This is a genomic window from Pseudomonas sp. HLS-6 (genome assembly GCF_002753995.1).
Taxonomy (GTDB): domain Bacteria; phylum Pseudomonadota; class Gammaproteobacteria; order Pseudomonadales; family Pseudomonadaceae; genus Aquipseudomonas; species Aquipseudomonas defluvii.
This window is the reverse complement of the sequence record NZ_CP024478.1, coordinates 3,095,290-3,120,153: the sequence shown is the minus strand read 5'-3', so window position 1 is coordinate 3,120,153 and position 24,864 is coordinate 3,095,290. Positions and strand designations below refer to the sequence as shown.

The following is a 24,864-nucleotide window of genomic DNA, read 5'->3' as shown; positions in this document are numbered from 1 at the left end:
GATGCAAACGCCGCGCACTCACTGGCACCCCACCGACGCCATCGCAGGCAAGCCAGCTCCAACAGAGCCCGCGCCAGCTGTAGGAGCCGGGCTTGCCCGCGATGCAGGCGCCGCGCACTCACTGGCCCCCCACCGACGCCATCGCAGGCAAGCCAGCTCCAACAGAGCCCGCGCAGGCTGTAGGAGCCGGGCTTGCCCGCGATGCAGACACCGCGTACTCACGGGCACCCCACCGACGCCATCGCAGGCAAGCCAGCTCCAACAGAGCCCGCGCCAGGTGGGAGCAGGCTTGCCTGCGATAGTCTCAACACGGTTCGCGTGCGTACCTGATGCCGTCAGGCGGTAACGGCCTGTGCGGGAGGGACAGCCAGCGCCGTTTGCTTCAACTGCTGTCGATAACGCGGCAGTGCCAGCGCTAGGAAAACCGCCGCCAGCACCAGCAGCGAGACGGAAGAGGCGAGTGCATAGCGCAGCGACTCACCGCCCAGGGTCGGGATGAAAAAATCACTGAGCATGCCAATCAGCAGCGGGCCGACACCGACACCGAGCAAGGTCATCGACATCACAAAAATAGCGGTGGCCTGGGCCAGTCGCGAGGCCGGAAACAGGTGGGTGATCGCGCTCAGGCAGGGCGTTGCCCACCAGACACCGAAGAACCCGAACGCACTGTAGAACAGGAACGCTTGCGGTACGGCGATGCTGCCGATATGGAAGGCAACGCCTTGTGGCCAGAGGAAATAGGCCAGTGCAAAGGGGATGCTGATCAGCGTGCCCAACAGGGGTACACCGATTTGCCAGCCGACATCGCGCCGTGCCATTCGGTCGGTCAGCAGGCCGCAGGTCAGGGTGCCGATAGTCGAGCCGGTGCCGCCGACCACGCCGACCAGGAACCCAGCCTCTTGCAGGTTCAGGCCATGGGAGCGAATGAGGAAACTCGGGCTCCAGGTACCAATCGCATACCCGGCAATGGCCGCCGCACCGCCGGTGAGCACCAGCCACAGGAATGATGGCATCTGGAACAGCTCGACCAACGTCTTGAGCCAGCCTTCCTGCTGCAGTGCAGCCTTGTTCAGGTGCGCTGGCGGCAGTGCAGGTTTTGGCGCGCGTACGGTCAACAGCAGGAGCAGGCCAAGGAAGATACCGGGGGCGCCGATCAGCAAGAAGGCGTAGCGCCAGCCATGATGCTGGGCAATCCAGCCGCCCAGGCCGAGGCCGACAATCGCACCCAGGCTTGAGCCCAGCATCAGCACGGCCAGTGCTGTCGAGCGTCGGCGTGCCGGGTACAGGTCCGAAACCATCGCCACTGACGGCGCGGTACCGCCGGCTTCACCGACAGCGACGCCGATCCGTGCCAGTACCAGCGTCAGAAAGCTGCCAGCCATGCCGCAGAGCATGGTCATCAGGCTCCAGGCGATGCAACTGAAGGCAATGACCGGTTTACGCCCGATGCGATCCGACAGGCGGCCCAGGGGGAAGCCAAAAACCGTATAGAACACCGCGAAGGTCACACCCGACAACAAGCCGATGCCGGTGTCCGATATGCCGAATTCGAGCTTCACCGGTTCGATCAGAATCGCCATCAACTGGCGGTCGATGTAGTTGAAAACGTAGATGCTGGCGAGCACGAAAAGCGCGTAATGCGTTCGCCATGTCACGGGGTTGGATGCGTTCACTGCGGGTGCTCCCGGTCTTGTTCTAGTGGGCTTGATCGTCAGTGCATCCGGCTGTTTTTTCATCGTCCATTCAGACCATTTTTCCCGTAGTTGCGGGCATTTGGCTGCGATGTCCAGGCCGGTAAATCTAGTCTTGTCGGACGATGTTTCAGTTGCGTTCAAGGTGAATCATTCAGCCCATATCCGGTTCTGCGCAATCCCTGGCCACCTTGCGGTGAGCCGCTTGGCATCGCCGGAAACAATAAGACGTTAAGGAGCTGACATGAGCATCTTGTTCGAGCCGGTGTGCCTCGGCGAACTGCAGCTGGCCAATCGTATCGTCATGGCGCCGATGACCCGCAGTCGTGCCGATGCCGGTGCGGTGCCAAGCGCCGACATGGTCGAGTACTACCGCCAGCGTGCCAGCGCCGGGTTGATTGTTGCCGAGGGTACGGCGCCATCGGCCAGTGGCCTGGGCTATTGCCGTACACCGGCGATCTACACCGGCGAACAGATTGCCGCCTGGCGCCAGGTGACCCGTGCCGTGCATGACCAAGGCGGTCGCATCGTACTGCAACTGATGCATGTGGGGCGCGCTGCCAGCCATTACAACAAACCCGGCGGTGCGGCTACCGTGGGCCCGTCGGCGGTGCGCGCACGCACTCAAGTGTTCAGTGATGCCGTTGGCCTGGTAGACACCGATAGCCCGCAGGCGTTGACCCTGGAAGGCATCGCCGCGGTGATCGAGGACTACCGTAAGGCAGCGTTGAATGCGCGTGAAGCCGGTTTCGATGGCGTCGAGTTGCATTGCACCAGCGGCTACCTGCCGATGCAGTTCATGGCCTCGGGCAGCAACCAGCGTACCGATGCCTACGGCGGTTCGGCGAGCAACCGGGTACGGTTTGCCAAGGACGTGATCGAGGCCATGGCTGCAGCGATTGGCGCTGGCCGTGTGGGCTTTAGGATGTGCCCGGGCAACCCCTATAACGATATCGACGACCTCGACCCGGCAGGCACCGCTGTCGCACTCTGTGCCGCCGTGGCACCGCTGGGCCTGGCCTACCTGCACATCATGCGTTCACCGGTGGCGGGGCTCGATGCCTTTGCCTTGGCGCACGAGCATAGCGCCCATGGGCTGATTCTCAACGACGGTTTTGATGGCGCTTCGGCCCGCGCCGCGCTGGAAGCAGGCGAGGGCGCAGCGGTCTCCTTCGGCCGACACTTCATTGCCAACCCCGACCTGGTCGAACGCTTGAAGCACGGCCTGCCGTTGGCCGGCTTTGACCGCAAGACCCTCTACACCTCTGGCCCTCGTGGCTATACCGACTACCCCGTGTATCAGGCCGATGCACTGGAGGTGACGCCATGAGCCTGAGTAACCTGGCCAGCGTCCTGCCGAGCTGCCCTGTGCCCCGTGAACAGACCCAGGCGATTCTGGATCGACGTTCGGTAGCCAGCGCGCAGATCAAACCCCGTGACCACTACACCCTGGCCGATCGGCTCGAGCAGCAGGCCATCCGTCACGCCGATCGGGCGTTTCTGATCTATGGCGACGAAATCCTCAGCTACGCCGAAGTCGATGCGCGCGCCAACCAGATGGCCCATACCTTTTATGCCAATGGCCTGCGCGCCGGTGATGTCTGTGCCATCGTGATGGAAAACCGCCCGGCGTTCTTCTGCACCTGGTTTGGCCTGGTCAAGCTGGGGGTGGTGGTCGCGTTCATCAACACCCAGGTCAATGGCCGGCCCCTGTTGCATGCGCTGGAAACCACCGGGGCCAAGGCACTGGTGGTCGGGGAAGAGTGCCTGGCCAATGTTCAGATTACCGAGGGCCTGCCTGAGCTGCCCTACTGGCTGGTGCGCGATCCAGAGAACCCATGGCCCGAGGCGCTTCCCAAGGGGGTCGACGGGCATTTCGCTGCGCGCCTGGACAGTGCGCCACGCAGTGCCTTCCCCCGCGATGTGCGTGCGAACATCGAGGCCCAGGCCCTGACCTTGCTGATTTTTACCTCGGGTACCACCGGGTTGCCCAAGGCCGCCCGTTACAGCCATATGCGCTGGATGTCGTCTGGCGATGTGATGGAGGTAACGCTGCAGGCCACCAGCGACGACGTGTTCTATTGTTGCCTGCCGCTGTACCACGGGGCCGCCGCCACCTCGGTGACCTCGACCGCGCTACGTGCCGGTGCGAGCATCGTCGTGCGCCGCAAGTTCAGCGTGCGTGAGTTCTGGAGCGACGTCGCCCGTCACCGTATCAGTGTCTTCCAGTACATTGGCGAAATCTGCCGCTACCTGCTCAACCGGCCGGTTGTACCGGGTGAACGCGAACATAGCCTGCGCTGCATGCTCGGTGCCGGCCTGACACCTGAGTCCTGGCAACGCTGGATTGAACGTTTTGGACCGATCCAGGTTTTCGAGGGTTGGGGTGCCACCGAAGCCAACACCAACCTGATCAATGTCGACAACTATATCGGTTCGTGCGGGCGTATACCTGACTGGAACAAGACCAACCTGCGGCTGGTGCGCTTCGATGTCGAAAATGACTGTCATCCGCGCGACGAGAATGGCTTCTATCAGCTCTGCGAGGTCGGCGAAGTGGGTGAAGCCATGGGGTTCATCGTCGATCATCCGGATATCGGCGGTGGGCGCTTCGAAGGCTATACCTCGACCGAGGCCACCGAGAGCAAGATCCGCCGCAATGTCTTTCGCGAAGGTGATGCCTACTGGAGTTCGGGCGACTTGTTGCGCGAGGACGCCGATGGCTACTGCTATTTCGTGGACCGTATCGGCGACACCTTCCGCTGGAAGAGCGAGAACGTCTCCACCCAGGAAGTCGCCGATGCCCTGGGGGATCTGCCGGGCCTTGAACTGATCAATATCTACGGTGTGCAGGTACCGGGGCATGAAGGGCGTGCGGGCATGGCCGCAGTGCTGATGCAGCCGGGGCAGGTGTTCCAGCCCGAGGCCTTGTACGCACTCACCGAAGCGTGCCTGCCGCGTTACGCCGCGCCAGTGTTCGTACGTGTGACCGCTGCGGCGGACCTGACCAGCACCTTCAAGCTGCGCAAGGTCGATTTGCAGCGCCAGGGCTATTGCCCGATTGCCTGCAGCGATCCGTTGTTCATTCGTGATGAAAGCACGCGAACCTACCAGCCCTATTCGCCAGAGGTGTTGGCGCGAGTCGGTCTGGCGCCGTTCGCAGGTGCGCATCATGGCTGATCTGGACCCGAACGGCCATGAGCTGCGCAGCGGCCTGCGCTACCCGTGGCCGCAGGCCCCGGCCGCCGGGCAGGTCTGTGAAGTCGCGCCGGGGGTGCTCTGGCTGCGTATGCCGCTGCCGTTTCGTCTGGACCATATCAACCTCTATCTGCTGCGTCATGGCGATGGCTGGGTAGCGGTGGATACCGGCATGAACACCGCGCAAACCCGCGAGGTCTGGGAGCGCGTGTTGAGTGAGGCGTGCGCGGGGCTGCCGCTGCTGGCGGTGGTCTGCACGCATTATCACTCCGACCATGCCGGTGTCGCCGCCTGGTTGGCCGAACGCTTTCGCTGCCCGGTGTACATGACCGCCAGTGAATACCAGTCGTTGTACGTCAGCGTTCCCTCTGATCAGCCGCCCGGCTGGGACTTCCTGGCGTTCTACCGCAAGGCCGGTTTCAGCAGCGAGCAGGCCGCCCAGATGTACGAGGTGATCCAGAACGGGCATTTCCGTCCCGCGCATTTCAACAGTTACCGGCGCTTGCGCGACGGCAGCCACCTGCGCATCGGCGGTCGCCTCTGGCAGGTAGTGGTCGGTCGCGGGCACTCGCCCGAACATGCCTGCCTGTTTGCTGAAGAGGATGGCCTGCTCATTTCCGGGGATCAGGTGTTGCCGCGCATCACCCCGACGGTCGGCGTGCATGCCACTGAGCCGGAAGCCGATCCGCTGCGCGACTGGCTGGCCTCCCTTGAGCGCTTGCGTGGCTTGCCGGACAGCGTTCTGGTTCTGCCGGCCCATGAACGGCCGTTCTTCAACCTGCATCAGCGCCTGGACCAGTTACAGGCCCATCACCAGGCTCACCTGGCGCTGCTGTTGGCCAGCTGTGAGGAGCCGCGTAGTGCGCTCGAACTGATGGCTGTGTTGTTCCCGAAGCTTTCAGGTCGTTTCGACGAACTGATGGCGCTGGGAGAAACGTTGGCGCATGCCAACTACCTCGTGGCCGAAGGGTCGCTGTTGCGGGAGGAACACCGCGGGCTTCACCAGTATCGGCGTTCCCCGCAGGGGGCACCTGCTGTCACCCCGCTCGTGGTGTTTTGAGCGGCCGGTGCAGCGGCAATGTTCAACATTCCAGGCGGCCAACCGGTTGCCCTTGAGGAGAGTCAGTGTGATCGATAAGAACAACAATAATTGTACTGGCCTTGGTTCGCGCGGTGTTCAGGCAGTCAGCCTGACGGCGGCCATCGCTTTGGTTTCGACACCGGTATGGTCGGGGGAGACGATCGAGTTTGATAACGGCACGACCCTCGACTGGTCGGTAACCACCAGCTACGGCGTGGGCGTGCGCCTTAACGATCAGAATGATCGCTTGCTTGGGGTCAACGCTGACGATGCCAACCGAAACTTCGATCGCGGCAGCCTGACCACCAACCGTGTGGGTGCGCTGGGTGAGATGATCCTGCGCAAGGACAACTACGGTGCCGTCGTGCGCGGCAGTACCTTCTACGATGATGTCTACCACCAGGAAAACGACAACGATTCGCCCGCGACCGTCAACAAGGCCGGTCGCAATGACGAATTTACCAGTGATACCCGTTACTACAGTGGTGGTCGCACGCGTTTGCTGGATGCCTACGTATTCAGTGGCTGGCGCTTTGACAATGACTCCATGCTCGACGTCAAGGCGGGCCGCCATATCGAGTCCTGGGGCGAGAGCCTTTACTACCCCGGCGTCAACGGCGTACAGAACCCCTCCGATGCGGTGAAGGCGGCGCAGCCGGGCGTTGAGGTCAAGGAAATCCTGTTGCCGGTAGGGCAGTTCTCCGGGTCCTATCGGTTGAATCCAAGCCTTACCTTTGGCGCTTATGTGCAGTACGAATGGAAAGGCACCGAGTTGCCGCCAGTGGGCAGCTACCTGTCTGGCAGTGACGTCGTCGGCCCGGGCCGCGAATTCATCATCACCCAAGGCGGCAAGGTTCCCTACCGTGGTACCGACGAACCTCGCGACGGTGGCCAGTGGGGGGTACAGGTTCGCTACCGCCCCGTACCGGCTCTTGAATTGTCGCTGTTTCACGTCAATTACCACGACAAGAACCCGGCCACTGCGCTGGTGGGGTATGACCCGTTGCCCGTGGGTGGCGGCCTCTATGCCTTCACGCCCAACGGCTACCGGGTGAAGTATTTCGAAGACATCAAGCTGACCGGTATCAGCGCCTCGACCAAGCTGGGTGATACCCAGGTCGGTGCCGAGTGGTCCTACCGCGACGGTGCGCCGGTCATGGTCAACACTGGCCTCGGGCCGGTACCGGCCAAGGGCAAGGGCCAACAGATGCAACTGTCGGCGATCCGCATTCTCGGCGATCGGCCATGGGCCAGCCAGACCAGCCTGACGGCGGAGATTGTTCACGTGCTGGTCGACAGCGTCGAATCCACTTCGGCCGCGGGCAATCTGCAAGGCCTGAACCTGTTGCCTTCGCTGGCACCGTTGGTTGGGGCGTCGGATGACTACACCTACAAGACCAGTTCGGCCTGGCGCACCAAATCGGCCAGCGCCTACACCCTGGGCGCCTCGTTCAGCTACCCGGGCGTTTTCCAGGGCTGGGACCTTGAAGTACCCGTGCGCTTCTCCAACGTGTTCAGTGGCTCGACCCCGATGGCCGGCAGCATTTCCGGCGTTCAGGGCGACCGCCGCATGAGTATCGGTACCACATTCAAGTACCTGGGCAACCTGGAAGTCGGCATGAACGTGACCAGCTACCTGGGTGCAGCGGATGCGATCAAGCGGCCGTTTGCCGACCGTGACTACGCCACGTTCTCGATGAAGTACTCCTTCTGATCCCGGCTGTTTCGTCTTGACCACTCAGGTCCGGGGCAGGTTGCCTGCCTCGGGCCTTAACCATCACCTGGAAATGTCCGAAGCCCGGCGCTTCGGAGTGGAGGCACTATGGGGCTCAAAGGGCATGCGGCCATTATTGGTACCGCGCAGTACAAACCGGAGAAGTACGCGACTGCGCCGAAGATGTTTCACCTTGAACAAGTCGCCGACCTGGCGGCCCAGGCTCTGCGCGATGCGGGGCTCAGGGCTGAAGACCTTGACGGGCTGGTGATCAACGGCCCGCAGTTTCATGAGGCGTCGGTGTTCGTCCCGGCAATGGCCGCCGAGTACCTGGGGTTGCGGCTGAATTTTGCCGAAGTGGTGGACCTCGGCGGCTGTACCTCGGTGGGTATGGTCTGGCGCGCTGCCGCCGCCATCGAACTGGGGTTGTGCCAGGCGGTACTGTGCGTACTGCCTGCACGCATGGCACCGCTGGGCCCGGATGAAGACCCGAGCTGGATGGCCAGGGCCATGCGCTTTGGTGGCCACAGCACGGCGTTCGGTGCGCCGGAGGCTGAGTTCGACCTGCCCTACGGGCACATGGGCCAGAACACCGGTTACGCCATGATCGCCCAGCGGTATGCCGCCCAGTACGGCTACGATCCGGTGGCGATGGCCAAGATCGCCGTGGATCAGCGCACCAACGCCCAGGCCAACCCGCAGGCCATGTTCTATGGCCAGCCGTTGACCATTGAGCAGGTGCTGACGAGCAAAATGGTTGCCGATCCCCTGCACATACTGGAAATCGTCATGCCCGTGGCTGGCGGTGCGGCAATGATCATCGCTTCCAAGGAAGTCGCGGCTCGGGCGCGCAAGCGGCCTGCATTCATTACCGGTTTTGGCGAACACCTGGCCTTCAAGTCGCCGTCCTATGCGGCAGACATGATCCACACGCCGATTGGGCCGGCGTCGCGACGTGCCTTCGAGATGGCCGGGCTCAAACCGACCGATGTCGACGCGGCGCAGATTTACGACTGCTACACCATCACCGCGTTGCTGACCCTTGAGGATGCAGGTTTCTGTGGCAAGGGCGAGGGCATGGCGTTTGTGCGTGAGCATGACCTGACCTGGCGGGGTGATTTTCCGATGAATACCCACGGCGGGCAGCTCAGTTTCGGTCAGGCCGGTTCGGCCGGCGGCATGTCCCAGGTGATCGAGGCGGTGACGCAAATCGCCGGGGTAGCCGGCGAACGGCAGCTTGGACGCTGTGACAGCGTCTATGTCTCCGGTACCGGCGGCGTGATGAGTGAGCAGGGCGCATTGATACTTCAGGGAGCATAAGCACCATGTCCAACAATAAACCGATGCCTGTACCGACGGAAATTTCCGCACCGTTCTGGGAAGGCCTGAAGGCCCGGCGCTTACTGATTCAGCAATGCACAGCCTGTGCGCACTGGATTTTCTACCCGCGTCGGCATTGTCCCGCCTGCATGGCCCATGACCTGGCCTGGCGCGAGGTCGAGGGCAGCGCGACGCTGTACAGTTACACGCTGACGCGCATTCCCACCTTGCCCGATTTCATGGATGAAATGCCGCAGAAACTGGCGGTTGTCGAGTTGGCCGAAGGTGTGCGCATCAACACCAATCTGGTCGGCCTGGCTGAAGACGAAATACACATCGGCATGCGTTTGAAACCGGTGTTTGCCGAGGTCGACGCCAAGGGCAATCGCTTGTTGCGCTTCACTGGCCTGGACAAGGAGGCTGCCAGCCTTGAACGCTTGCCCGCCGTTGACAGCGAACCGGCACCGACGCACTCGCAACCCGAGCCACGCAAGATCGATTTCAACGATGCCGCGAGTCTACAGGCGCTGGTCAGTGAACAGTTCAGTGACTGGAGCAACAGCATCGTGGTGGATCAGGCCCTGATCGATGCCTTTGCGCAGTTGTCTGGCGACGACTACTGGATCCATACCGACCCTGAGCGTGCTCGTCTGCAGAGTCCGTTCGGCGGCACCATCGCCCACGGCGCTTTGGTGCAGGTGTTGCAGTCGCGGATGAAGCTGGCGCTGGGTTTCGAGATCACAGGGTTCACTACCCAGATCAACTATGGCTCCGACCGTTTGCGCTTCCCGGCACCCGTGCCAGCGGGGTCGCGTATCCATTCGCGGGCGCGGGTCAAGCAGGTCGAACTGCTTGCCAGAGGCACCCAACTGACATTGGAGCTCAACACCCATGTCGTCGGTCATGAACGGCCGTCGGTCATCAACGATCTGGTGATTCTCTACCGGGCCTGATCGTACCCGTCCTGCGCCCACGGCAAAGCTGTGGGCGGCGTTGCCGTGCGCCTTTGCCGCACATTTCCGGCATACGCCATTCACGCCATTCACGCCATTTTTTAAGCCGTTTGGACGATGTTTCAAACGGCCCTACACCTGAGTATCCCCCCTAGGCAATGCCCACTTAGCTCGCTGCGACCCAAGGCGTGGCGCCATACAAGAACAAGAGGATTGGCCCAATGACCCCTACTTTGCACGCGTGTCACGAACAGGAGCGTCCCTCATGCGCTCAGTGATCGGATACCTGGTCTGCCTGGTTGTCGGGCTGACCATCCTGTTTACCTTTTCCCCCAAAACCGAGCCCGAGCAGGCGAAAGTCGCGCTGCGTTCGGACCGGGTTCAAATCAACGGTTTGCTCAGCCTGGGGACACGTGTCGTGGCCGTGGGCGAACGCGGCAGCATCCTGTTCAGCGACGACCAGGGTGTGAGTTGGCAGCAGGCCAGTGTCGACCGGCAACGTGATGTCGCGCTGACTGCCTTGGTGGCACTGGGTGAGCAACGCCTACTGGCGGTCGGGCACGACGGTTGGATCCTGCGCTCCGAGGATGCCGGTAGCCACTGGCAGGAAATGCGCTACGACAACGAATTGGGCGAGCCGCTGCTGGGTATCTGGGCTGCCGGTGACGAGAGTGTCCTGGCGTTCGGCAGCTTCGGTAAGTTCTATCAGTCCGATGATGCCGGGCTGAGTTGGCGCAAGCTGGCGCTTGATGTCGACAGCGCGCACCTCAACAGCATGGACGGCGGCCCTGATGGTCGAAGGATGTTGGTCGGCGAGCAAGGCCTGGTGCTGCGTACCCGCGATGGCGGCAAGCATTGGCAGACCCTGCCTGCATTTTACAGCGGTTCGTTGTTCGGCATCGTGCGCCTGAGCCCAGAGCATTGGGTGACCTATGGCATGCGCGGCCATGTATTCGTCAGCCACGACTTCGGTGATAGCTGGGCACAGGTCAACGTCGGTAACCAGTTGCCGCTCTACGGGCATGTGCTGTTGCCCGACCACTCTGGCCTGGTGATCGTCGGAGCTGGCAGCTCGGTCGTTCGGCTGGATGCTCGGGGTGCGCTGGTTGGTGTCAGTCGCTTGGCCGGCCTCGGCACCTTGACCTCGGCGACGATGGTCGGTTCGCGTCTGCTGGTCGGTGGTGAGCGCGGGTTACTCCAGGGTTCTGGTGGCAGCGTTGCCGCCCTAGGTAAATGAGAGGCGGGCAATGAAACAAGCTAAAAGCTGGGTGACGCACAGCGTCGAAGCAGTCGCGGATCGGCTGATGGCATGGCGCAAGGGGTTGTTAGTGCTGTTTGTGCTGGTGACCGCAGGCCTGGGTTACAGCGCTACCCACACGCAACTGGACCCCGGCTTCAACAAGCAGATTCCGGTGCGACACGCGTACATGGTCAACTTCCTGAAGTTCAGCCAGTACTTCACCGGTGCCAACCGTTTCCTGGTCAGCGTGCATTGGAAAGGCGAGGGGGATATCTATAACCCGGTGTTCCTCGACACCTTGCGCAAGGTGACCGACGATGTGTTCTTCATCTCTGGGGTCAGTCGTGCCAGCGTCACCTCGCTGTTCACCACCAACGTACGCTACATCGAAATCACCGAGGAGGGTTTTTTCGGTGATGTGGTCGTACCGCCACGCTTCAGCGGCACCGAACAGGACCTGGCTCAGGTACGCAGCAATGCCGCCGCGTCCGGGCAGATCGGGCGCTTGTTGGCCAACGACCTGAAGTCGGCCATGGTGCGTGCCGACCTGCAGGATATCGACCCGCAGACCGGCGAACCGGTGAAATATGCCGAGGTTGCCCGCCGTCTTGAAGAGCTTCGCGACAAGTACAGCAATGAGCAGATCGAGATCAACATTGTCGGTTTCGCCAAGCTGGTCGGTGATGTGGTCGAGGGGTTGAACACGGTGATCGGCTTCTTTGTGATCGCCTTCGTCATTACCGGGCTGCTGCTTTGGCTCTATTCGCGCTCTTTGCGCCTGACCGTGGTTGCATTGGTGGTGGCGTTGCTGCCGGTGGTCTGGTTGCTTGGCCTGTTGCCGCTGTTGGGGCTTGGCATTGATCCGATGTCGATCCTGGTGCCGTTCCTGATTTTCTCCATCGGTGTGTCCCATGCCGTGCAGATGACCAATGCCTGGAAGCAGGATGTGGTGGCGGGTAGCGATTCGTTGCGGGCCGCGCATTCGGCATTCTGCAAAATCTTCATTCCCGGCTCCCTGGCGCTGTTGATGAATGCCCTGGGTTTTGCGGTGATCATGTTGATCGATATCCCGATCGTGCATGAACTGGGTGTGACCGCCTGTATCGGCGTGATGCTGATGATCATCACCAACAAGCTGATGCTGCCGGTGATCATCTCCTACCTGCGGCTGGAGCCCGGGTTGCTGCGACGGGCGCAAACCCGTCAGGCCGGCAGGCATCGGCTGTGGTGGCGGTTGTCTGCGCTGGCCGAGCCGGGACCTGCACTGAGTGTGTTCGCCATCAGCCTGTTGCTGCTGGTGGCCGGCGCCTACAAGGCACGTGACCTCGCGGTGGGCGATATCGGTGCAGGCGCGCCGGAGCTCAGGGCCGACTCGCGCTACAACCAGGACAACCGCAAGATTGTCGACAGCTATTCGATCGGCCTCGACGTAATGTCAGTGTTTGTCGAGGTCCAGGGCATCGAAGAAGGGTGCTTGTCGCCGGAAGTGATGCGCGCGGTAGAAGCCTTCGATTTCCGCATGCGCGCTGTCACCGGTGTGCAGTCGGTCCAGAGCGTCGCCGGCATGGGCAAACGGGTCATTGCCGGTAACAACGAAGGCAACCCACGTTGGGCGGCGATCCCAGGTTCAGCACGCGGCCTGAGCCAAGGCGCACGGGCCTACATGCCGGACGACGGGTTGGTGACCGACGGCTGCCAGCAAATGCAGATCCTGGTGTTCCTGGCCGACCACGAAGGGGCCACGGTGGCCCATGCGATCAATGAAGCCAAGCGCATCATCGCCGAGGTTCGCACCCCGCAGGTGGCGTTTCTCCTGGCGGGCGGAAACGTGGGTGTGATGGCGGCATCCAATGAGGCGGTGAAACGGGCGGAGATCATCATGTTGGCGGCACTCTTTGGTTCGGTGGCGCTGTTCTGCTGGCTGACCTTCCTCTCGGTCCGCGCGGTACTGTGCATTCTCGTCCCCCTGGCGATTGTAGCGATCCTCTGCAACGCGTTGATGGCGATGCTGGGCATTGGCCTGAAAGTCGCGACCTTGCCGGTGATGGCGCTGGGTGTGGGTGTGGGTGTCGATTACGGGATCTACCTGTATGAACGTATCCAACACGAAATGGCCGGTGGTGCGAACCTGCGCGAGGCGTTCTACGAGGCGATGTGCCAACGGGGCACGGCTGCAGTGTTCACGGCCTTGACCATGTCGATTGGTGTGTGCACCTGGGCGTTTGCGCCGCTGAAGTTTCAGGCAGACATGGGCGTGCTGTTGTCCTTCATGTTCCTGGTGAACGTCTTGGGAGCCATATTCCTGCTACCGGCGCTGGCAGCCTGGTTCAACCGTGGGCGCCGGTTGGTGGCCACGGAAAGTCCCGTGGCCCAGGTCCAGTGAGCCGGCAAAAGGCCTTGTAGGAGCGGGCTTGTCCGCGATGGCATCGGCGTGGTGCCAGTGATTTCGCGGTGCCGGCATCGCGGGCAAGCCCTGCTCCTACAGGCTGGCGCGGGCTCTGTTGGAGCGGGCTTGCCCGCGATGGAATTTAGACATTCAGTAACTAAAAATAAAACGCCAACACCTATTGTGGAGTGCGTAGTGGACAGGGAGACTGTGGCGCGGGCCCTGTTGCAGGCCTGTGCAAGTCGCGTGTAGTCAAAAAGGGGGCGTGCTGCCCTCAAGCCGAAATTATAAAAATAACAAGGGAAGGTCATCGTGCCTTACCCGTGCGCGGAGAAGACTATGGTAAGTGCTGTCTTGACCCATGAGGTTTTGGCCAGCGTCGGCCTTGACCTGAGCGAATACGACCGCCTGGTTGGGGAAGTCTATGAAGGTGCCCTCGACCCAAAGTTGATGGCGCGTGCTCTCAAGAGCTTCCGTACGCTCTACGACGCCAACTACGTCACACTGATCCTGCGGGTGCCGGACCAACCGGACATGGGTGTGATGATCATCGCCGGCGACATCGAAGGGGCCGGCGACGTCAGCTACATGACCTACCCCCAGACCAATACCCCGTTTGCCAACCAGCCGCTGGACTACGTGTTCACGGTCGACGACGTCATGACGTCCGCGGAATGGGAGCACAGTGCCTACTTCAAGATGTTCTGCGGCCCGCAAGGGGTGTACCACGTGATGGGGGCCGATATTTCCACCCCGGACGGCGGCAAGTTGCGCTTTCGCATTACCCGTCCCAAGCACGCTCCCAACTTCTCGGCCAACGAACGCGCGTTGTGCGGCGTGTTCTTGCCACACCTGCGGCGGGCGCTACAGGTGCATAACTTGCTGGACCGCAGCGAGTCGTTGAGCGAGCTGTATTCCCAGGCAATCAGTCGGCTGTCGGTGGCAACCCTGGTGCTGGATGAAAGCGGCAGTGTGCTGCGGGTCAACCCGGTCGCCCAGGACATCCTCGCCAACGCCGATGGGCTGAAATTGGTCGGCGGTCGCCTTGAGGCCAGCTACCCAAGTGACAATCGCGAGCTGCAACGGCTGATTCGTGCCGCATTTTCCCCGGATGCCCCCAAGAGCGCCGAAGCGATGTCTGTCACGCGGCCATCCGGGCTGGTCAACCTGGGCCTGGTGGTCGAGTCGATTCCCTCGCTGGACTGGGCGGAAGAGAAGGGCCAGCCCGCCGCGCTGGTGTATATCCGCGACGCCGCGAGCAAATCGCTGGCCAGCGAAGTGGTGACCAAGCAGTTGTTCAACCTGACCAGGGCCGAGACTGCCCTGGCAATGGAGTTGGCCAACGGTTTGTCCCTGGAGGAAGCGGCCGAAGTGCTGAACATCCGGCGCAACACCGCGCGTGCCCATCTGCGTTCGATTTTCTCCAAGACCGGCGTGCGCCGGCAGACCGAACTGGTGCGCATCATGCTCAACAGTGTCGTGGCGTTGGGCAAGCCCAAGGTCGCCCTCAAGGCTGTTGAAAAACTCAAGGTTCCACCGCCGCAGCTGGCGGTAGCTGCCCGTCAGGCGTGAATCGCCATTCTGTTTCCGGGCGGCAGGCAGTCGCCCGGCGCCACCACGAGCCTGAACACCCTTAGTCCGCACAGACGATGCAGCCTCGTGGTCGGTCTCTCGATACTGCCCGAACCTATCACGGAGAATACCTATGCCAGTTACAGCTATCAGCGGCAGCGCTTCGGGAATCGGTGCCGCGGTGAGCACTGCGTTACGCGCCGCCGGACATCGTGTCATCGGAATCGACCGCAGCAATGCCGAGGTGCTCGCAGACCTTTCAACGCCCCAAGGCCGCGAGGCCGCGATTGCCCAGGTACTCGAGCTCAGCGACGGGGTACTCGACGGCCTGGTCTGTTGTGCGGGTGTCGGGGTAACGGCCCCGTCCTGCGGGTTGATCCTGGCGGTCAACTACTTCGGCGTTAGCCAGTTGCTGAGTGGCCTGGCCGGGGCTTTGGCCAAGGGTGATAGCCCGGCTGCGCTGGTGATCGGCTCGGTGGCCGCGACCCAGACCGGTGCCGATCAGCAGGCGATGACCGAGGCGATGCTCGCTGGCGATGAAGCCAATGCACTGGAACTGGCCAATGCCCTTGGTCAGCCCCATGTGGCCTATGCCTGCTCCAAGTATGCAATCACCCACCATGCCCGGCGCACCTCATCCAGTTGGGCGAGCAAGGGTATTCGCTTGAATGTGGTGGCACCGGGGGCGGTGGAAACCCCGCTGCATCAGGCATCGCTCGACGATGCACGTTTCGGCAAAGCGGTACGGGAGTTCGTTGCGCCCTTGGGCCGTGCCGGGCATCCGCAGGAAATTGCCGCACTGGTGGCGTTCCTGCAGTCCAGGCAAGCCGCGTTCATCCATGGCAGCGTGGTGTTCATCGATGGCGGCATGGACGCCATGGTTCGCCCGCAGCGTTTCTAAAAGGACTCCTCATGAGCAAGGTGGCATTCATTACCGGCGCCAGCCGTGGCATCGGTCGCGAAGCGGCATTGGCGTTCGCGCGGGCCGGCTTCGACCTGGCGATCAGTGCGCGCACCCTCGACGAAGGTGAGCAGCACCCGCACGCCCTGCGCGACGCTACAGGCGCGCCGCTTCCCGGCAGCCTCAACGGCACCGCCGAAGCGATCCGGGCACTGGGACGGCGGGTACTGGTCGTGCCCATGGACCTGCTCGACAGTGCCTCGGCCATCGGCGCCTGTGAGGCGGTGCTCGCCGAGTATGGGCGGATCGACGTGCTGATCAACAACGCGATCTACCAGGGCAGTGACCTTAATGCGGGCTTCATGAGCCTGCAGCCAGAAACGCTGGAGCGGATGTACAAGGGCTACATCCTGACGCCGTTCCTGTTGACCCGGGCAGTGGTCGAGCACATGGCCGAGCAGGGCACTGGCGTGGTGATCAACGTCACCTCCGGGGCCGGCGAGAGTGACCCGCCCGTGGCGGCGGGCAAGGGCGGGTGGGGGTACGCCTATGGGGCCGGCAAGGCGGCGGTATCGCGCCTTTCAGGGATCCTCTCGGTAGAGCTGGGGGAAGCCGGTGTGTGTGCCTACACCCTCAACCCGGGTGTGGTGACGACCGACGCACTCAAGGCGACCATTGGTGACAAGGGCGTGATCGCCTTGCGTGCCGGCAGTGCGCCGCCGCAGGTTCCTGCCGAGGTGATGCTCTGGTTGGCGACGGAAGAACAGGCGCCTCGTTACCAGTGTCGAACCATCGCTGCGCAGCCGTTTGCACTGGAGCATGGCATCGTTGCCGATTGGCGTTGAACCCTTGATGTATTGACACCTTGATGTGAAGTTATTGGCGACTCAGGTCGCCAATAACGCAGGGGCAGGATCAGTCGATACTCAGTGGCTCAGGCCTGGCGGCGTTGCCGGGCGAGGGTCATGGCAGTGTCCTCGATCATGTCCTCCTGGCCACCCACCATGCCGCGACGGCCCATTTCGACGAGGATTTCCCGCGCCGAGACGCCGTACTTCTTCTCGGCTCGCTTGGCAAACAGCAGGAACGAGCCATAGACCCCGGCATAGCCCATGGTCAGTGCATCGCGGTCGCTGCGGATCGGGAAGTCCATGATAGGTACGACCAGGTCTTCGGCCACGTCCTGGATGCCGAACACACTGACACCCGTCTCGATGCCCATGCGGTCGCAGACCGCGACCAGTACTTCCATGGGTGTATTGCCGGCGCCTGCGCCGAGGCCGGCACAGGCGGCGTCAATGCGGGTGGCACCGGCGGCGATGGCGGCGATCGAGTTGGACACGCCCATCGACAGGTTGTGGTGGCCATGGAAGCCGATCTCGGTTTCCGGTTTCAGTGCCGCACGCATTGCCGCTACCCGGGCGCTGACGTCATGGGGCAGCAAGTAGCCTGCCGAGTCGGTCAGGTAGATGCAGTTGGCGCCGTAGCTTTCCATCAGCTTGCCCTGCTTGACCAGGCCTTCCGGGCTGTTCATGTGGGCCATCATCAGGAAACCGACCGTGTCCATGCCCAGGCTGCGGGCGTGGGAAATATGCTGCTCGCTGACGTCTGCTTCAGTGCAGTGGGTGGCTACGCGAATGGTGTTGACGCCCAGCTCATGGGCCATCTTCAGGTGGTCGACGGTGCCGATCCCCGGCAGCAGCAAGGCCGAGACCTTGGCCCGTTTCATCAGCGGGATGACGGCCGACAGGTAGGCCTCGTCGCTGTGCGCGGGAAAGCCGTAGTTGACCGAGCTGCCGCCCAGGCCGTCGCCGTGGGTGACTTCGATCAGCGGGACGCCAGCCGCATCCAGGCCGCAGGCAATGTCTTTCATCTGTTGCAGGCTGATCTGATGACGCTTGGGGTGCATGCCATCGCGCAGGCACATGTCATGAACGGTGATGTGTTTACCGCGAAGATCCATGGTCGATTCCTCAGGCAAGGGCGGGTTGTGCGTGGGTGGCGTGCAGGACCAGTTCGCCCTTGAGGATTTCTTCGGCGAACATTTCGGCGGTACGCGCAGCGGCGGCGGTCATGATGTCGAGGTTGCCGGCGTACTTGGGCAGGTAGTCGCCCAGGCCTTCGACTTCCATGAACACCGAGACGCGGTTGCCCTCGAACACCGGGCCATTTACCAACTTGTAGCCGGGGACATAGCGCTGCACCTGCAGGATCATTGCCTCGATAGCGGCGGTGATGGCCGCCTGGTCGGGTTCCGTTTCGGTCAGGCAATGCACGGTGTCGCGCATGATCAGCGGTGGCTCGGCGGGGTTGATGATGATGATCGCCTTGCCCTTTTTCGCACCGCCGACCTGTTCGACCGCGCTGGATGTGGTGCGGGTGAACTCGTCGATGTTCTTGCGCGTACCCGGGCCGACCGATTTGGAGGCCGCGGTTGCGATGATTTCGGCGTATTCCACCGGCTGCACGCTGGATACTGCCGCGACCAGCGGAATGGTGGCCTGGCCGCCGCAGGTGACCATGTTGACGTTCATCACGCCCAGGCCGAGGTTGGTCTTGAGGTTGACCGGTGGTACGCAGTAGGGGCCGATGGCAGCAGGGGTCAGGTCGATCATCAACACCCCCAGCGCATTGAGCTTGCGTGAGTTCTGCTCGTGAACATAGGCGGATGTGGCGTCGAAGGCGATCTGTACCTGGTCTTCGATAACGTGGGGCAACAAGCCGTCGACCCCGTCAGCGGTGGTTTTCAGGCCCAGCTCACGTGCCCGTGCGAGGCCCTCGGAGGTGGCATCGATACCGACCATCCAGACCGGCTCAAGCACCTCGCTGCGCATCAGTTTGTACAGCAGGTCGGTGCCGATGTTGCCCGGCCCGATCAGCGCGCATTTGATCTTCTTGCTCATTATCTATGGCTCCAGGGGAGGGATTGCGTAAGGTTCACTCAGGGCACGAAGCGCAGGCTGGTCTGGCCCAGGCCACTCATGGAAAGGCTGATGCGGTCGCCCGCCACAACCGGAACGAGTGGTGCCAATGCTCCCGAAAGGATGATTTCGCCCCGGCGAAACGGGATGCCGAGCTCACCCAGGGTGTTAGCCAGCCAGGCCACCGCCGCACACGGATGGCCCTGCACCGCCGAACCCAGGCCGCTGCCCGCCGGTTGGCCGTTCTTGGACAGCTGCATTTCGACCCGGGCCAGGTCCAGCCCGCGAGGGTCGATGCGCTGTGGGCCGAGGGCGAACACGCCGCAGGAGGCGTTGTCGGCCACGGTGTCCTGAATACGGATCTGCCAGTTGTCGATACGCGAGTCGACAATCTCGAAGCACGGCACCACGTATTGGCTTGCCGCCAGCACGTCTTCGGCGCTGATTCCCGGGCCGTGGAGGTCTTCGCCGAGAATAAAGGCGATTTCGCCTTCGGCACGTGGCTGAATCAGGTTGTAGCGGGCCAGGCTGACATCGCTGCCGTCGTCGACCTGCATGGCATCGGTGAGGAAGCCGAAGTCCGGTTGGTGGACATCGAGCATTTCTTGTACCGCGCGGCTGGTGACACCGATTTTCTTACCGATGACACGCTCACCGAGGGCTTCGCGGCGTTGCAAAAAATGCAGGGAAATCCGGTAGGCCTGCTCAAGGGTGATGTGCGGGTAGCGGCGGGTCAGGGGGGCGAGCGTCTGGCGTGTGCGCAGGGCGTTGAACAGTTCGTCACCGAGTGCGTTGATCAAGTGGGCGTCCATGACGGGGTGCTCTGTGTGAAGGAAATAAAAGGGCCGGGCCCAACGGGCTCAGGGCGCCGGCCAAAAAGGGCGATGTTCAGCCGGGCCAGACCGTGGAGTCTGCGCCGCCATCGACATCGATGATTTTTCCGCTGACCCAGGCCGAGGCGGGGCTGGCCAGGTACAGGGCTGCGGCGGCGATATCTTCCGGGCTGCCCAGGCATTTGAGCGGGGTATTGGCTTCCATGGTCTGACGCATGGCCGCTGGCATCACGCCGTTCAGCGCTTCGGTCAGGGTGGGGCCGGGCGCGACGGCATTGACCCGCACCAGCGGAGCAAAATCCTGTGCCAGCAAGCGGGTCAAGTGGCTCAGGGCGGCCTTGGCGGCGCCGTACGCGCTGAAGTGCCGCTGTGAGTAGCGGGCGGCTACCGAACTGATGTTGACGATGTTGCCGCCACCGGCCTCACGCATCAGAGGCACGCACAGTTGGCAGAAGGCGTAGGCGGTGGACACGTTGAAACGCAGGATCTCGTCGAACTGCTCCGGGCTCATGCTCAGTGGATCGTTGGGGCCGCCGCCACCGACGTTGTTTACCAGATGAGTGATGCGCCCCATCTGCTCATGGCTCTGGCTGACCAGCGCCTTGCGCTGCTCGCTGTCGTTGACATCGCAGGCGATGGCCAGGGCGCGTCGGCCCAAGGCGCGCACTTCTTCGGCAACGCGTTGCACATCCTCGAGCGAGCGCGCGGAGCAGACGACATCGGCACCCGCTTCGGCATAGGCCAGCGCGATGGCGCGGCCAATGCCTCGGCCACTGCCGGTGACGATGGCGACGCTACCGTCCAGATGGAAACGCTGCAGGATACTCATGGGCTGTCCTTCCTCAAGGTAGGGGTTGGGTTGAACCGGTTTTCAATGTATCGAATATCCCGAGACTGACCCGCGGCTGCATCGTCTCAATGGACTAACGCAAGTGACCTGCGCCCTTTGCGGCAGCGGGTGTCCTAGTCCGCTTTGACGATGAACGATCTGTCACTCGCCCCGATGATCAATCACGGCTCGCGCACCGGCGCAGCGAGATTGGGAGAATTGAGTGATGCAAAGCATGCGAGAAAGGACCCAGGACGAAATCGAACTGATCGAACGTGCGCGGCGCCTTGTGCCGGCACTCAAGGAGCGTACGGCACAGGCTGACCGCGACTTGAAGGTCCCGGAAGAAAGCATTGCCGAATTGCAATCGGCCGGGCTGCTGCGTGCCTTGCAGCCGCGTGCGTTCGGAGGCTATGAAGTCGATCCGCGAACCTTCTTTGAAATCCAGATGATTCTTGCCGAAGGCTGCATGTCCACGGCCTGGATCTACGGGGTAATGGGTGTCCACCCGTGGCAGTTGGCCCGCTACCCTGTCGAAGCCCAGCGTGAGGTCTGGGGCAACGATCATGATGCCCTGATTTCCTCGACCTATATGCCGTCGGCCAAGGTGACAGTGGTCGAGGGTGGTTATCGCATCAGCGGTCAGTGGAGCTTCTCCAGTGGCAGCGAGCACTGCCAGTGGGTGCTGCTGGGTGGCATCCTGCCCGCCGAGGGTGATGTTGCGGCGGAGCACGGCACCTTCCTGCTGCCACGTAGCGACTACCGCATTCAGCGCAACTGGGATGTACTCGGGCTGCGCGGTACCGGCAGCCACGACATTCTGGTCGAGGATGTGTTTGTGCCGGCGCACCGGGTTCAGCGCACCAACAACTGCACCGTCGAGGCCACGCCAGGGCGTCAGGTCAACACCAACCCGATCTATGCGATTCCGTTTGCCCAGGTGTTCTCCCGAGCGGTCTCGACCTCGGCCATCGGCGCGCTGCAAGGGGCGATCAATGAGTTCCGCGCCAATGCCGCCAAGCACATCGGCAAGCATGGTGCACGCACGGCGGATGACCCCGTGGCGCAAACCGCGGTGGCCGAAGCGACGATTACCGTCGACAGCCTGAAGCTGGTGCTGGAGCGCAACTACGAGCACCTCATGAGTCTGGCCAGGGCCGGCGAATACCCGGACACCGAAACACGCTTGTTGTATCGCTACCAGTCCGCCTACGTGACCAACGTCTGTGCCGACAAGGTGAATGACCTTCTGCGCAGCATGGCAGCGTCCGGTTTGTACAACACCAACCCGGTTGCCCGACTGTTCCGTGACCTGCACCAGGCCCGTGGGCACATCGCCAACAACTTCATGGCCTACGGTCGCGCCTTCGGTGCGGTGCAGTTGGGCTTGCCCAACCCGGACCCGTACGTCTGAGGCTGCCCGGCCGTTCTAACGCCATCGCGTCTACACCCGCCTGTCTCCCGCTGGCGGGTGTTAATGAGTACCTGACCTATGAATGATTATCTTGCCCTGCGCGTGGCGCGGGTGATCGAGGAAACGGCCGACGCGCGCTCTCTGGTGTTCGACGTACCCGAGCACCTGGTCGAACGCTTTCGTTATCGCCCCGGTCAATTCCTGACGCTGCGTGTCCCGTTTGAAGATGGCTGGTTGCCCCGCTGTTACTCATTGTCCAGTACGCCGATGCTGGATGAGCCGTTGCGTGTGACGGTCAAGCGCGTGCATGAAGGCCGCGCCTCGAACTGGCTCTGCACTGAGCTGCAGGAGGGGCAGACCTTGCAGGTGCTGCCACCAGCAGGCGTGTTCGTGCCGCGTAACCTCGACAGCGACCTGCTGCTCTTTGGTGGCGGTAGCGGCGTAACACCAGTGCTGTCAATTCTGCGTTCGGCATTACTGGCGGGGCAGGGGCGGATCCTGCTGATTTATGCGAACCGCGACGAAGGCTCGGTGATTTTTCGCGATGAGCTCAGGTTTCTGGCCAGTGCTCATCCACAGCGCCTGCAAATCGTCCATTGGCTGGATTCGGTACAGGGCATTCCGGCGGTCGGGCAACTGGCCGAACTGGCCCGGCCGTTCATCGATGCGCAGGCGTTCATCTGCGGCCCAGGCCCGTTCATGGACGCTGCGGTCAGCGCCCTGAAAAGTCTGGGCATGCCCGATGCCAGGGTGCATGTAGAACGCTTCGTGTCGTTGCCGGGCGAGGGTGAGCTGCCAGTGGTAACCAGCAGTGAGGCTGCCGTAGCCGCGCAACTTGCCGTTCGCCTGGACGGTGAGGAGCACAACCTGGCCTGCGACAGCGGCGAAACCCTGCTGGCAGCGATGCAGCGCGCCGGCCTGAACCCGCCGAGTGCGTGCCGTGTCGGTGGCTGCGCCTCGTGCATGTGCACCCTGGAAAGCGGCGACGTCGAACTGCTGCACAACGATGCCCTGGATGACAACGAGTTGGCCGAGGGCTGGATCCTCGCCTGCCAGGCCGTGCCGACCAGCGCGCACCTGCGTATCCGCTTTCCTGAATGATGCAGATGACCGAGCCTACGATGAATCAGAGCCTGAAGTGTTCCCTGCCGGTGCTCGACGCGCCGACCACCATTGCCCAATTACTGTTCTCCAGCGCCGAGCGGTTCGCTGGGTATACCGCCATTGAAGAGAATGGCCAGTGCACGGACTACGCCGAACTGCCCAATCAGGCGCTGACCATCACCCGTGGCCTGATGGCACTGGGCATCCAGGCCGGTGACCGGGTTGGCACATGGGCACCGAACAGCCGGGACTGGATCCTGGCGGCGCTGGGTATTCACTGTGCCGGTGCGGTGCTGGTGCCGATCAACACCCGCATGAAAGGCACCGAGGCGGCCGATGTACTGGCGCGCAGCGGCTGCCGGGTGCTGTTCGTCCAGCAGCGTTTTCTCGACGTCGATTACCCGGCGATGCTTGAGCCCCATCGCCCCCCCAGCCTTGAGCATCTGGTGGTGTTGGCCAGTGACACGCCGCCGCGCCCGGGCGATCTGAGCTTCCAGCAGTTTCTGCTGGGGGCTGCCACCTACGACACGGAGGCGGCGCGACGTCGTGCGCTGGCCATTGAGCCGCAGGCGATGTGCGATCTGCTCTTCACCTCGGGCACCACGGGCAAACCCAAGGGCGTAATGAGCGGCCATGGGCAGAACCTGCGGGCGTTCAGCGAGTACGTCAAGGTGATTGGCCTGGTGCCGGGTGACCGCTACCTGATCGTCAACCCGTTCTTTCATGCCTTTGGCTACAAGGCCGGTTGGTTGACCTGCCTGATTGCCGGGGCAACCATCCTGCCGCATGCGGTGTTCGATGCTGATGCGGTGTTCCAGCGTATTGCCAATGAGCGCATCAGCGTCTTGCCTGGTGCCCCGACCCTTTACCTCTCACTGCTGGCCCACCCACGCTTGGCCGAAACCGACCTGTCCAGCTTGCGGATTGCCGTAACCGGCTCGGCCAGTATCCCGCCGAGCCTGATCGAGCGCATGCGCAACGAGTTGGGTTTCAGCGTGGTGACCACCGCCTACGGGCTGACCGAATGCGGCGGCCTGGCGACCCTGTGCGACCCGCAGGATTCGGCGCAGGTGATCGCCGGCACCAGCGGGCGGCCGATTGCCGGTACCGAAGTCAGCATCCGCGACCCGCACAACCACGCCTTGGCCAATGGCGAAACCGGCGAAATCTGCTTGCGCGGCTTTCATGTCATGCAGGGCTATTTCGAGAACCCCGAGGCCACCGCCGAAGCCATCGATGCTGACGGCTGGCTGCACACCGGCGACGTCGGGCGCCTGGATGAAGCGGGCAACCTGATCATCACCGACCGCCTGAAAGACATGTACATCGTGGGTGGCTTCAACTGCTACCCGGCGGAAATCGAAGCCGCATTGATCGCCCACCCGGCCATTGCCCAGGTTGCCGTCATCGGCGTTGCGGACGCACGCATGGGTGAAGTGGGGTGTGCCTGTGTGGTGTTGCGTGAAGGCCAGACGCTGGACGAAAGCGCGTTGATCAGTTGGAGCCGTGAACGGATGGCCAACTACAAGGTACCCCGTCTGGTGCGCTTCTTCGATGCGCTGCCACTCAACCCCTCGAACAAGGTTGCCAAGAACGAACTGCGCGCTGCGATCAATCCAGGCTGAAGGGCAACAGGCCGACATCACCAAACGGACGATGCGCAGGCCCAGGCAGTTTTCCAGACTGGGCCCGCAAACCGGAAAACAA

The 24,864-nt window shown here is 62.5% G+C and carries 19 protein-coding genes; 14 read left to right on the top strand and 5 right to left on the bottom strand.

All coding sequences use genetic code 11. The features are described 5' to 3' along the window. Positions 1-335 precede the first annotated feature (335 nt). Positions 336-1,673, bottom strand: a complete 1,338-nt coding sequence (locus CS390_RS14460) for an MFS transporter (protein ID WP_065758663.1) — start codon at positions 1,671-1,673, stop codon at positions 336-338. 262 nt (positions 1,674-1,935) lie between these two features. On the opposite strand from CS390_RS14460, the gene CS390_RS14455 reads away from it, so the two are divergent. The 11 genes from CS390_RS14455 to CS390_RS14405 all read left to right on the top strand — a co-directional run bounded on the left by CS390_RS14455 (position 1,936) and on the right by CS390_RS14405 (position 16,901). Further along, positions 1,936-3,021 carry an alkene reductase gene (locus CS390_RS14455; protein WP_099775156.1) on the top strand — a complete coding sequence of 362 codons (1,086 nt, stop codon included), beginning with the start codon at positions 1,936-1,938 and terminating at the stop codon, positions 3,019-3,021. After that, positions 3,018-4,871, top strand: coding sequence for a long-chain-acyl-CoA synthetase (locus tag CS390_RS14450; protein ID WP_099775155.1), 1,854 nt, complete (start codon positions 3,018-3,020; stop codon positions 4,869-4,871). Before CS390_RS14455 ends, CS390_RS14450 begins: the two co-directional genes overlap by 4 nt. Further along, the gene (locus tag CS390_RS14445; protein WP_099775154.1) at positions 4,864-5,949 is read left to right on the top strand and encodes an MBL fold metallo-hydrolase; all 1,086 of its coding nucleotides are present in this window, start codon (positions 4,864-4,866) and stop codon (positions 5,947-5,949) included. Before CS390_RS14450 ends, CS390_RS14445 begins: the two co-directional genes overlap by 8 nt. 67 nt (positions 5,950-6,016) lie before the next feature. After that, positions 6,017-7,684 carry a DUF1302 domain-containing protein gene (locus tag CS390_RS14440; protein WP_099775153.1) on the top strand — a complete coding sequence of 556 codons (1,668 nt, stop codon included), beginning with the start codon at positions 6,017-6,019 and terminating at the stop codon, positions 7,682-7,684. A 108-nt stretch (positions 7,685-7,792) separates the two neighbouring features. After that, on the top strand, positions 7,793-9,004 hold the full coding sequence (locus CS390_RS14435) for a thiolase family protein (protein ID WP_099775152.1): 1,212 nt from the start codon (positions 7,793-7,795) through the stop codon (positions 9,002-9,004). 5 nt (positions 9,005-9,009) lie between these two features. Next, positions 9,010-9,957, top strand: coding sequence for an OB-fold domain-containing protein (locus tag CS390_RS14430; protein ID WP_099775151.1), 948 nt, complete (start codon positions 9,010-9,012; stop codon positions 9,955-9,957). Between the two features lie 265 nt (positions 9,958-10,222). After that, positions 10,223-11,194 carry a YCF48-related protein gene (locus CS390_RS14425; RefSeq protein ID WP_065758669.1) on the top strand — a complete coding sequence of 324 codons (972 nt, stop codon included), beginning with the start codon at positions 10,223-10,225 and terminating at the stop codon, positions 11,192-11,194. Between the two features lie 10 nt (positions 11,195-11,204). Then, positions 11,205-13,580 (top strand): RND family transporter, encoded by a 2,376-nt coding sequence (locus CS390_RS14420; RefSeq protein ID WP_099775150.1) that lies wholly within the window; start codon positions 11,205-11,207, stop codon positions 13,578-13,580. Between the two features lie 342 nt (positions 13,581-13,922). Further along, complete coding sequence (locus CS390_RS14415) at positions 13,923-15,155, top strand: helix-turn-helix transcriptional regulator (protein WP_099775149.1); 1,233 nt, start codon at positions 13,923-13,925, stop codon at positions 15,153-15,155. Between the two features lie 133 nt (positions 15,156-15,288). Beyond that, on the top strand, positions 15,289-16,056 hold the full coding sequence (locus tag CS390_RS14410; RefSeq protein ID WP_099775148.1) for an SDR family oxidoreductase: 768 nt from the start codon (positions 15,289-15,291) through the stop codon (positions 16,054-16,056). A gap of 11 nt (positions 16,057-16,067) precedes the next feature. Next, the gene (locus CS390_RS14405) at positions 16,068-16,901 is read left to right on the top strand and encodes an SDR family NAD(P)-dependent oxidoreductase (RefSeq protein ID WP_099775147.1); all 834 of its coding nucleotides are present in this window, start codon (positions 16,068-16,070) and stop codon (positions 16,899-16,901) included. 89 nt (positions 16,902-16,990) lie between these two features. Here the strand turns inward: CS390_RS14405 and dmpG are convergent, their stop codons facing one another. The 4 genes from dmpG to CS390_RS14385 all read right to left on the bottom strand — a co-directional run bounded on the left by dmpG (position 16,991) and on the right by CS390_RS14385 (position 20,639). Beyond that, the gene (dmpG, locus tag CS390_RS14400; RefSeq protein WP_065761217.1) at positions 16,991-18,019 is read right to left on the bottom strand and encodes a 4-hydroxy-2-oxovalerate aldolase; all 1,029 of its coding nucleotides are present in this window, start codon (positions 18,017-18,019) and stop codon (positions 16,991-16,993) included. A 10-nt stretch (positions 18,020-18,029) separates the two neighbouring features. Beyond that, a complete protein-coding gene (locus CS390_RS14395) occupies positions 18,030-18,959 on the bottom strand; it encodes an acetaldehyde dehydrogenase (acetylating) (protein ID WP_065761216.1) in 930 nt (309 codons plus the stop codon). A gap of 38 nt (positions 18,960-18,997) precedes the next feature. Beyond that, positions 18,998-19,789 carry a fumarylacetoacetate hydrolase family protein gene (locus tag CS390_RS14390; RefSeq protein ID WP_099775146.1) on the bottom strand — a complete coding sequence of 264 codons (792 nt, stop codon included), beginning with the start codon at positions 19,787-19,789 and terminating at the stop codon, positions 18,998-19,000. A gap of 76 nt (positions 19,790-19,865) precedes the next feature. Continuing rightward, positions 19,866-20,639, bottom strand: a complete 774-nt coding sequence (locus CS390_RS14385) for a glucose 1-dehydrogenase (protein WP_065761214.1) — start codon at positions 20,637-20,639, stop codon at positions 19,866-19,868. 226 nt (positions 20,640-20,865) lie between these two features. Between CS390_RS14385 and CS390_RS14380 the strand changes: the two genes are divergently transcribed. From CS390_RS14380 to CS390_RS14370, 3 genes are all read left to right on the top strand, one after another. Then, positions 20,866-22,053, top strand: a complete 1,188-nt coding sequence (locus CS390_RS14380) for an acyl-CoA dehydrogenase family protein (protein WP_099775145.1) — start codon at positions 20,866-20,868, stop codon at positions 22,051-22,053. Between the two features lie 78 nt (positions 22,054-22,131). Beyond that, positions 22,132-23,154, top strand: coding sequence for a ferredoxin--NADP reductase (locus tag CS390_RS14375; protein WP_099775144.1), 1,023 nt, complete (start codon positions 22,132-22,134; stop codon positions 23,152-23,154). Between the two features lie 20 nt (positions 23,155-23,174). Then, a complete protein-coding gene (locus CS390_RS14370) occupies positions 23,175-24,782 on the top strand; it encodes a FadD3 family acyl-CoA ligase (protein ID WP_099776706.1) in 1,608 nt (535 codons plus the stop codon). Positions 24,783-24,864 lie beyond the last annotated feature (82 nt).

Bases quoted from the DNA above. Each gene is read 5' to 3' on its own strand.
- CS390_RS14455 (WP_099775156.1), top strand. From the start codon at position 1,936: ATGAGCATCTTGTTCGAGCCGGTGTGCCTCGGCGAACTGCAGCTGGCC.
- CS390_RS14450 (WP_099775155.1), top strand. From the start codon at position 3,018: ATGAGCCTGAGTAACCTGGCCAGCGTCCTGCCGAGCTGCCCTGTGCCC.
- CS390_RS14445 (WP_099775154.1), top strand. From the start codon at position 4,864: ATGGCTGATCTGGACCCGAACGGCCATGAGCTGCGCAGCGGCCTGCGC.
- CS390_RS14435 (WP_099775152.1), top strand. From the start codon at position 7,793: ATGGGGCTCAAAGGGCATGCGGCCATTATTGGTACCGCGCAGTACAAA.
- CS390_RS14430 (WP_099775151.1), top strand. From the start codon at position 9,010: ATGTCCAACAATAAACCGATGCCTGTACCGACGGAAATTTCCGCACCG.
- CS390_RS14425 (WP_065758669.1), top strand. From the start codon at position 10,223: ATGCGCTCAGTGATCGGATACCTGGTCTGCCTGGTTGTCGGGCTGACC.
- CS390_RS14420 (WP_099775150.1), top strand. From the start codon at position 11,205: ATGAAACAAGCTAAAAGCTGGGTGACGCACAGCGTCGAAGCAGTCGCG.
- CS390_RS14415 (WP_099775149.1), top strand. From the start codon at position 13,923: ATGGTAAGTGCTGTCTTGACCCATGAGGTTTTGGCCAGCGTCGGCCTT.
- CS390_RS14410 (WP_099775148.1), top strand. From the start codon at position 15,289: ATGCCAGTTACAGCTATCAGCGGCAGCGCTTCGGGAATCGGTGCCGCG.
- CS390_RS14405 (WP_099775147.1), top strand. From the start codon at position 16,068: ATGAGCAAGGTGGCATTCATTACCGGCGCCAGCCGTGGCATCGGTCGC.
- dmpG (WP_065761217.1), bottom strand. From the start codon at position 18,019: ATGGATCTTCGCGGTAAACACATCACCGTTCATGACATGTGCCTGCGC.
- CS390_RS14395 (WP_065761216.1), bottom strand. From the start codon at position 18,959: ATGAGCAAGAAGATCAAATGCGCGCTGATCGGGCCGGGCAACATCGGC.
- CS390_RS14390 (WP_099775146.1), bottom strand. From the start codon at position 19,789: ATGGACGCCCACTTGATCAACGCACTCGGTGACGAACTGTTCAACGCC.
- CS390_RS14385 (WP_065761214.1), bottom strand. From the start codon at position 20,639: ATGAGTATCCTGCAGCGTTTCCATCTGGACGGTAGCGTCGCCATCGTC.
- CS390_RS14380 (WP_099775145.1), top strand. From the start codon at position 20,866: ATGCAAAGCATGCGAGAAAGGACCCAGGACGAAATCGAACTGATCGAA.
- CS390_RS14375 (WP_099775144.1), top strand. From the start codon at position 22,132: ATGAATGATTATCTTGCCCTGCGCGTGGCGCGGGTGATCGAGGAAACG.
- CS390_RS14370 (WP_099776706.1), top strand. From the start codon at position 23,175: ATGAATCAGAGCCTGAAGTGTTCCCTGCCGGTGCTCGACGCGCCGACC.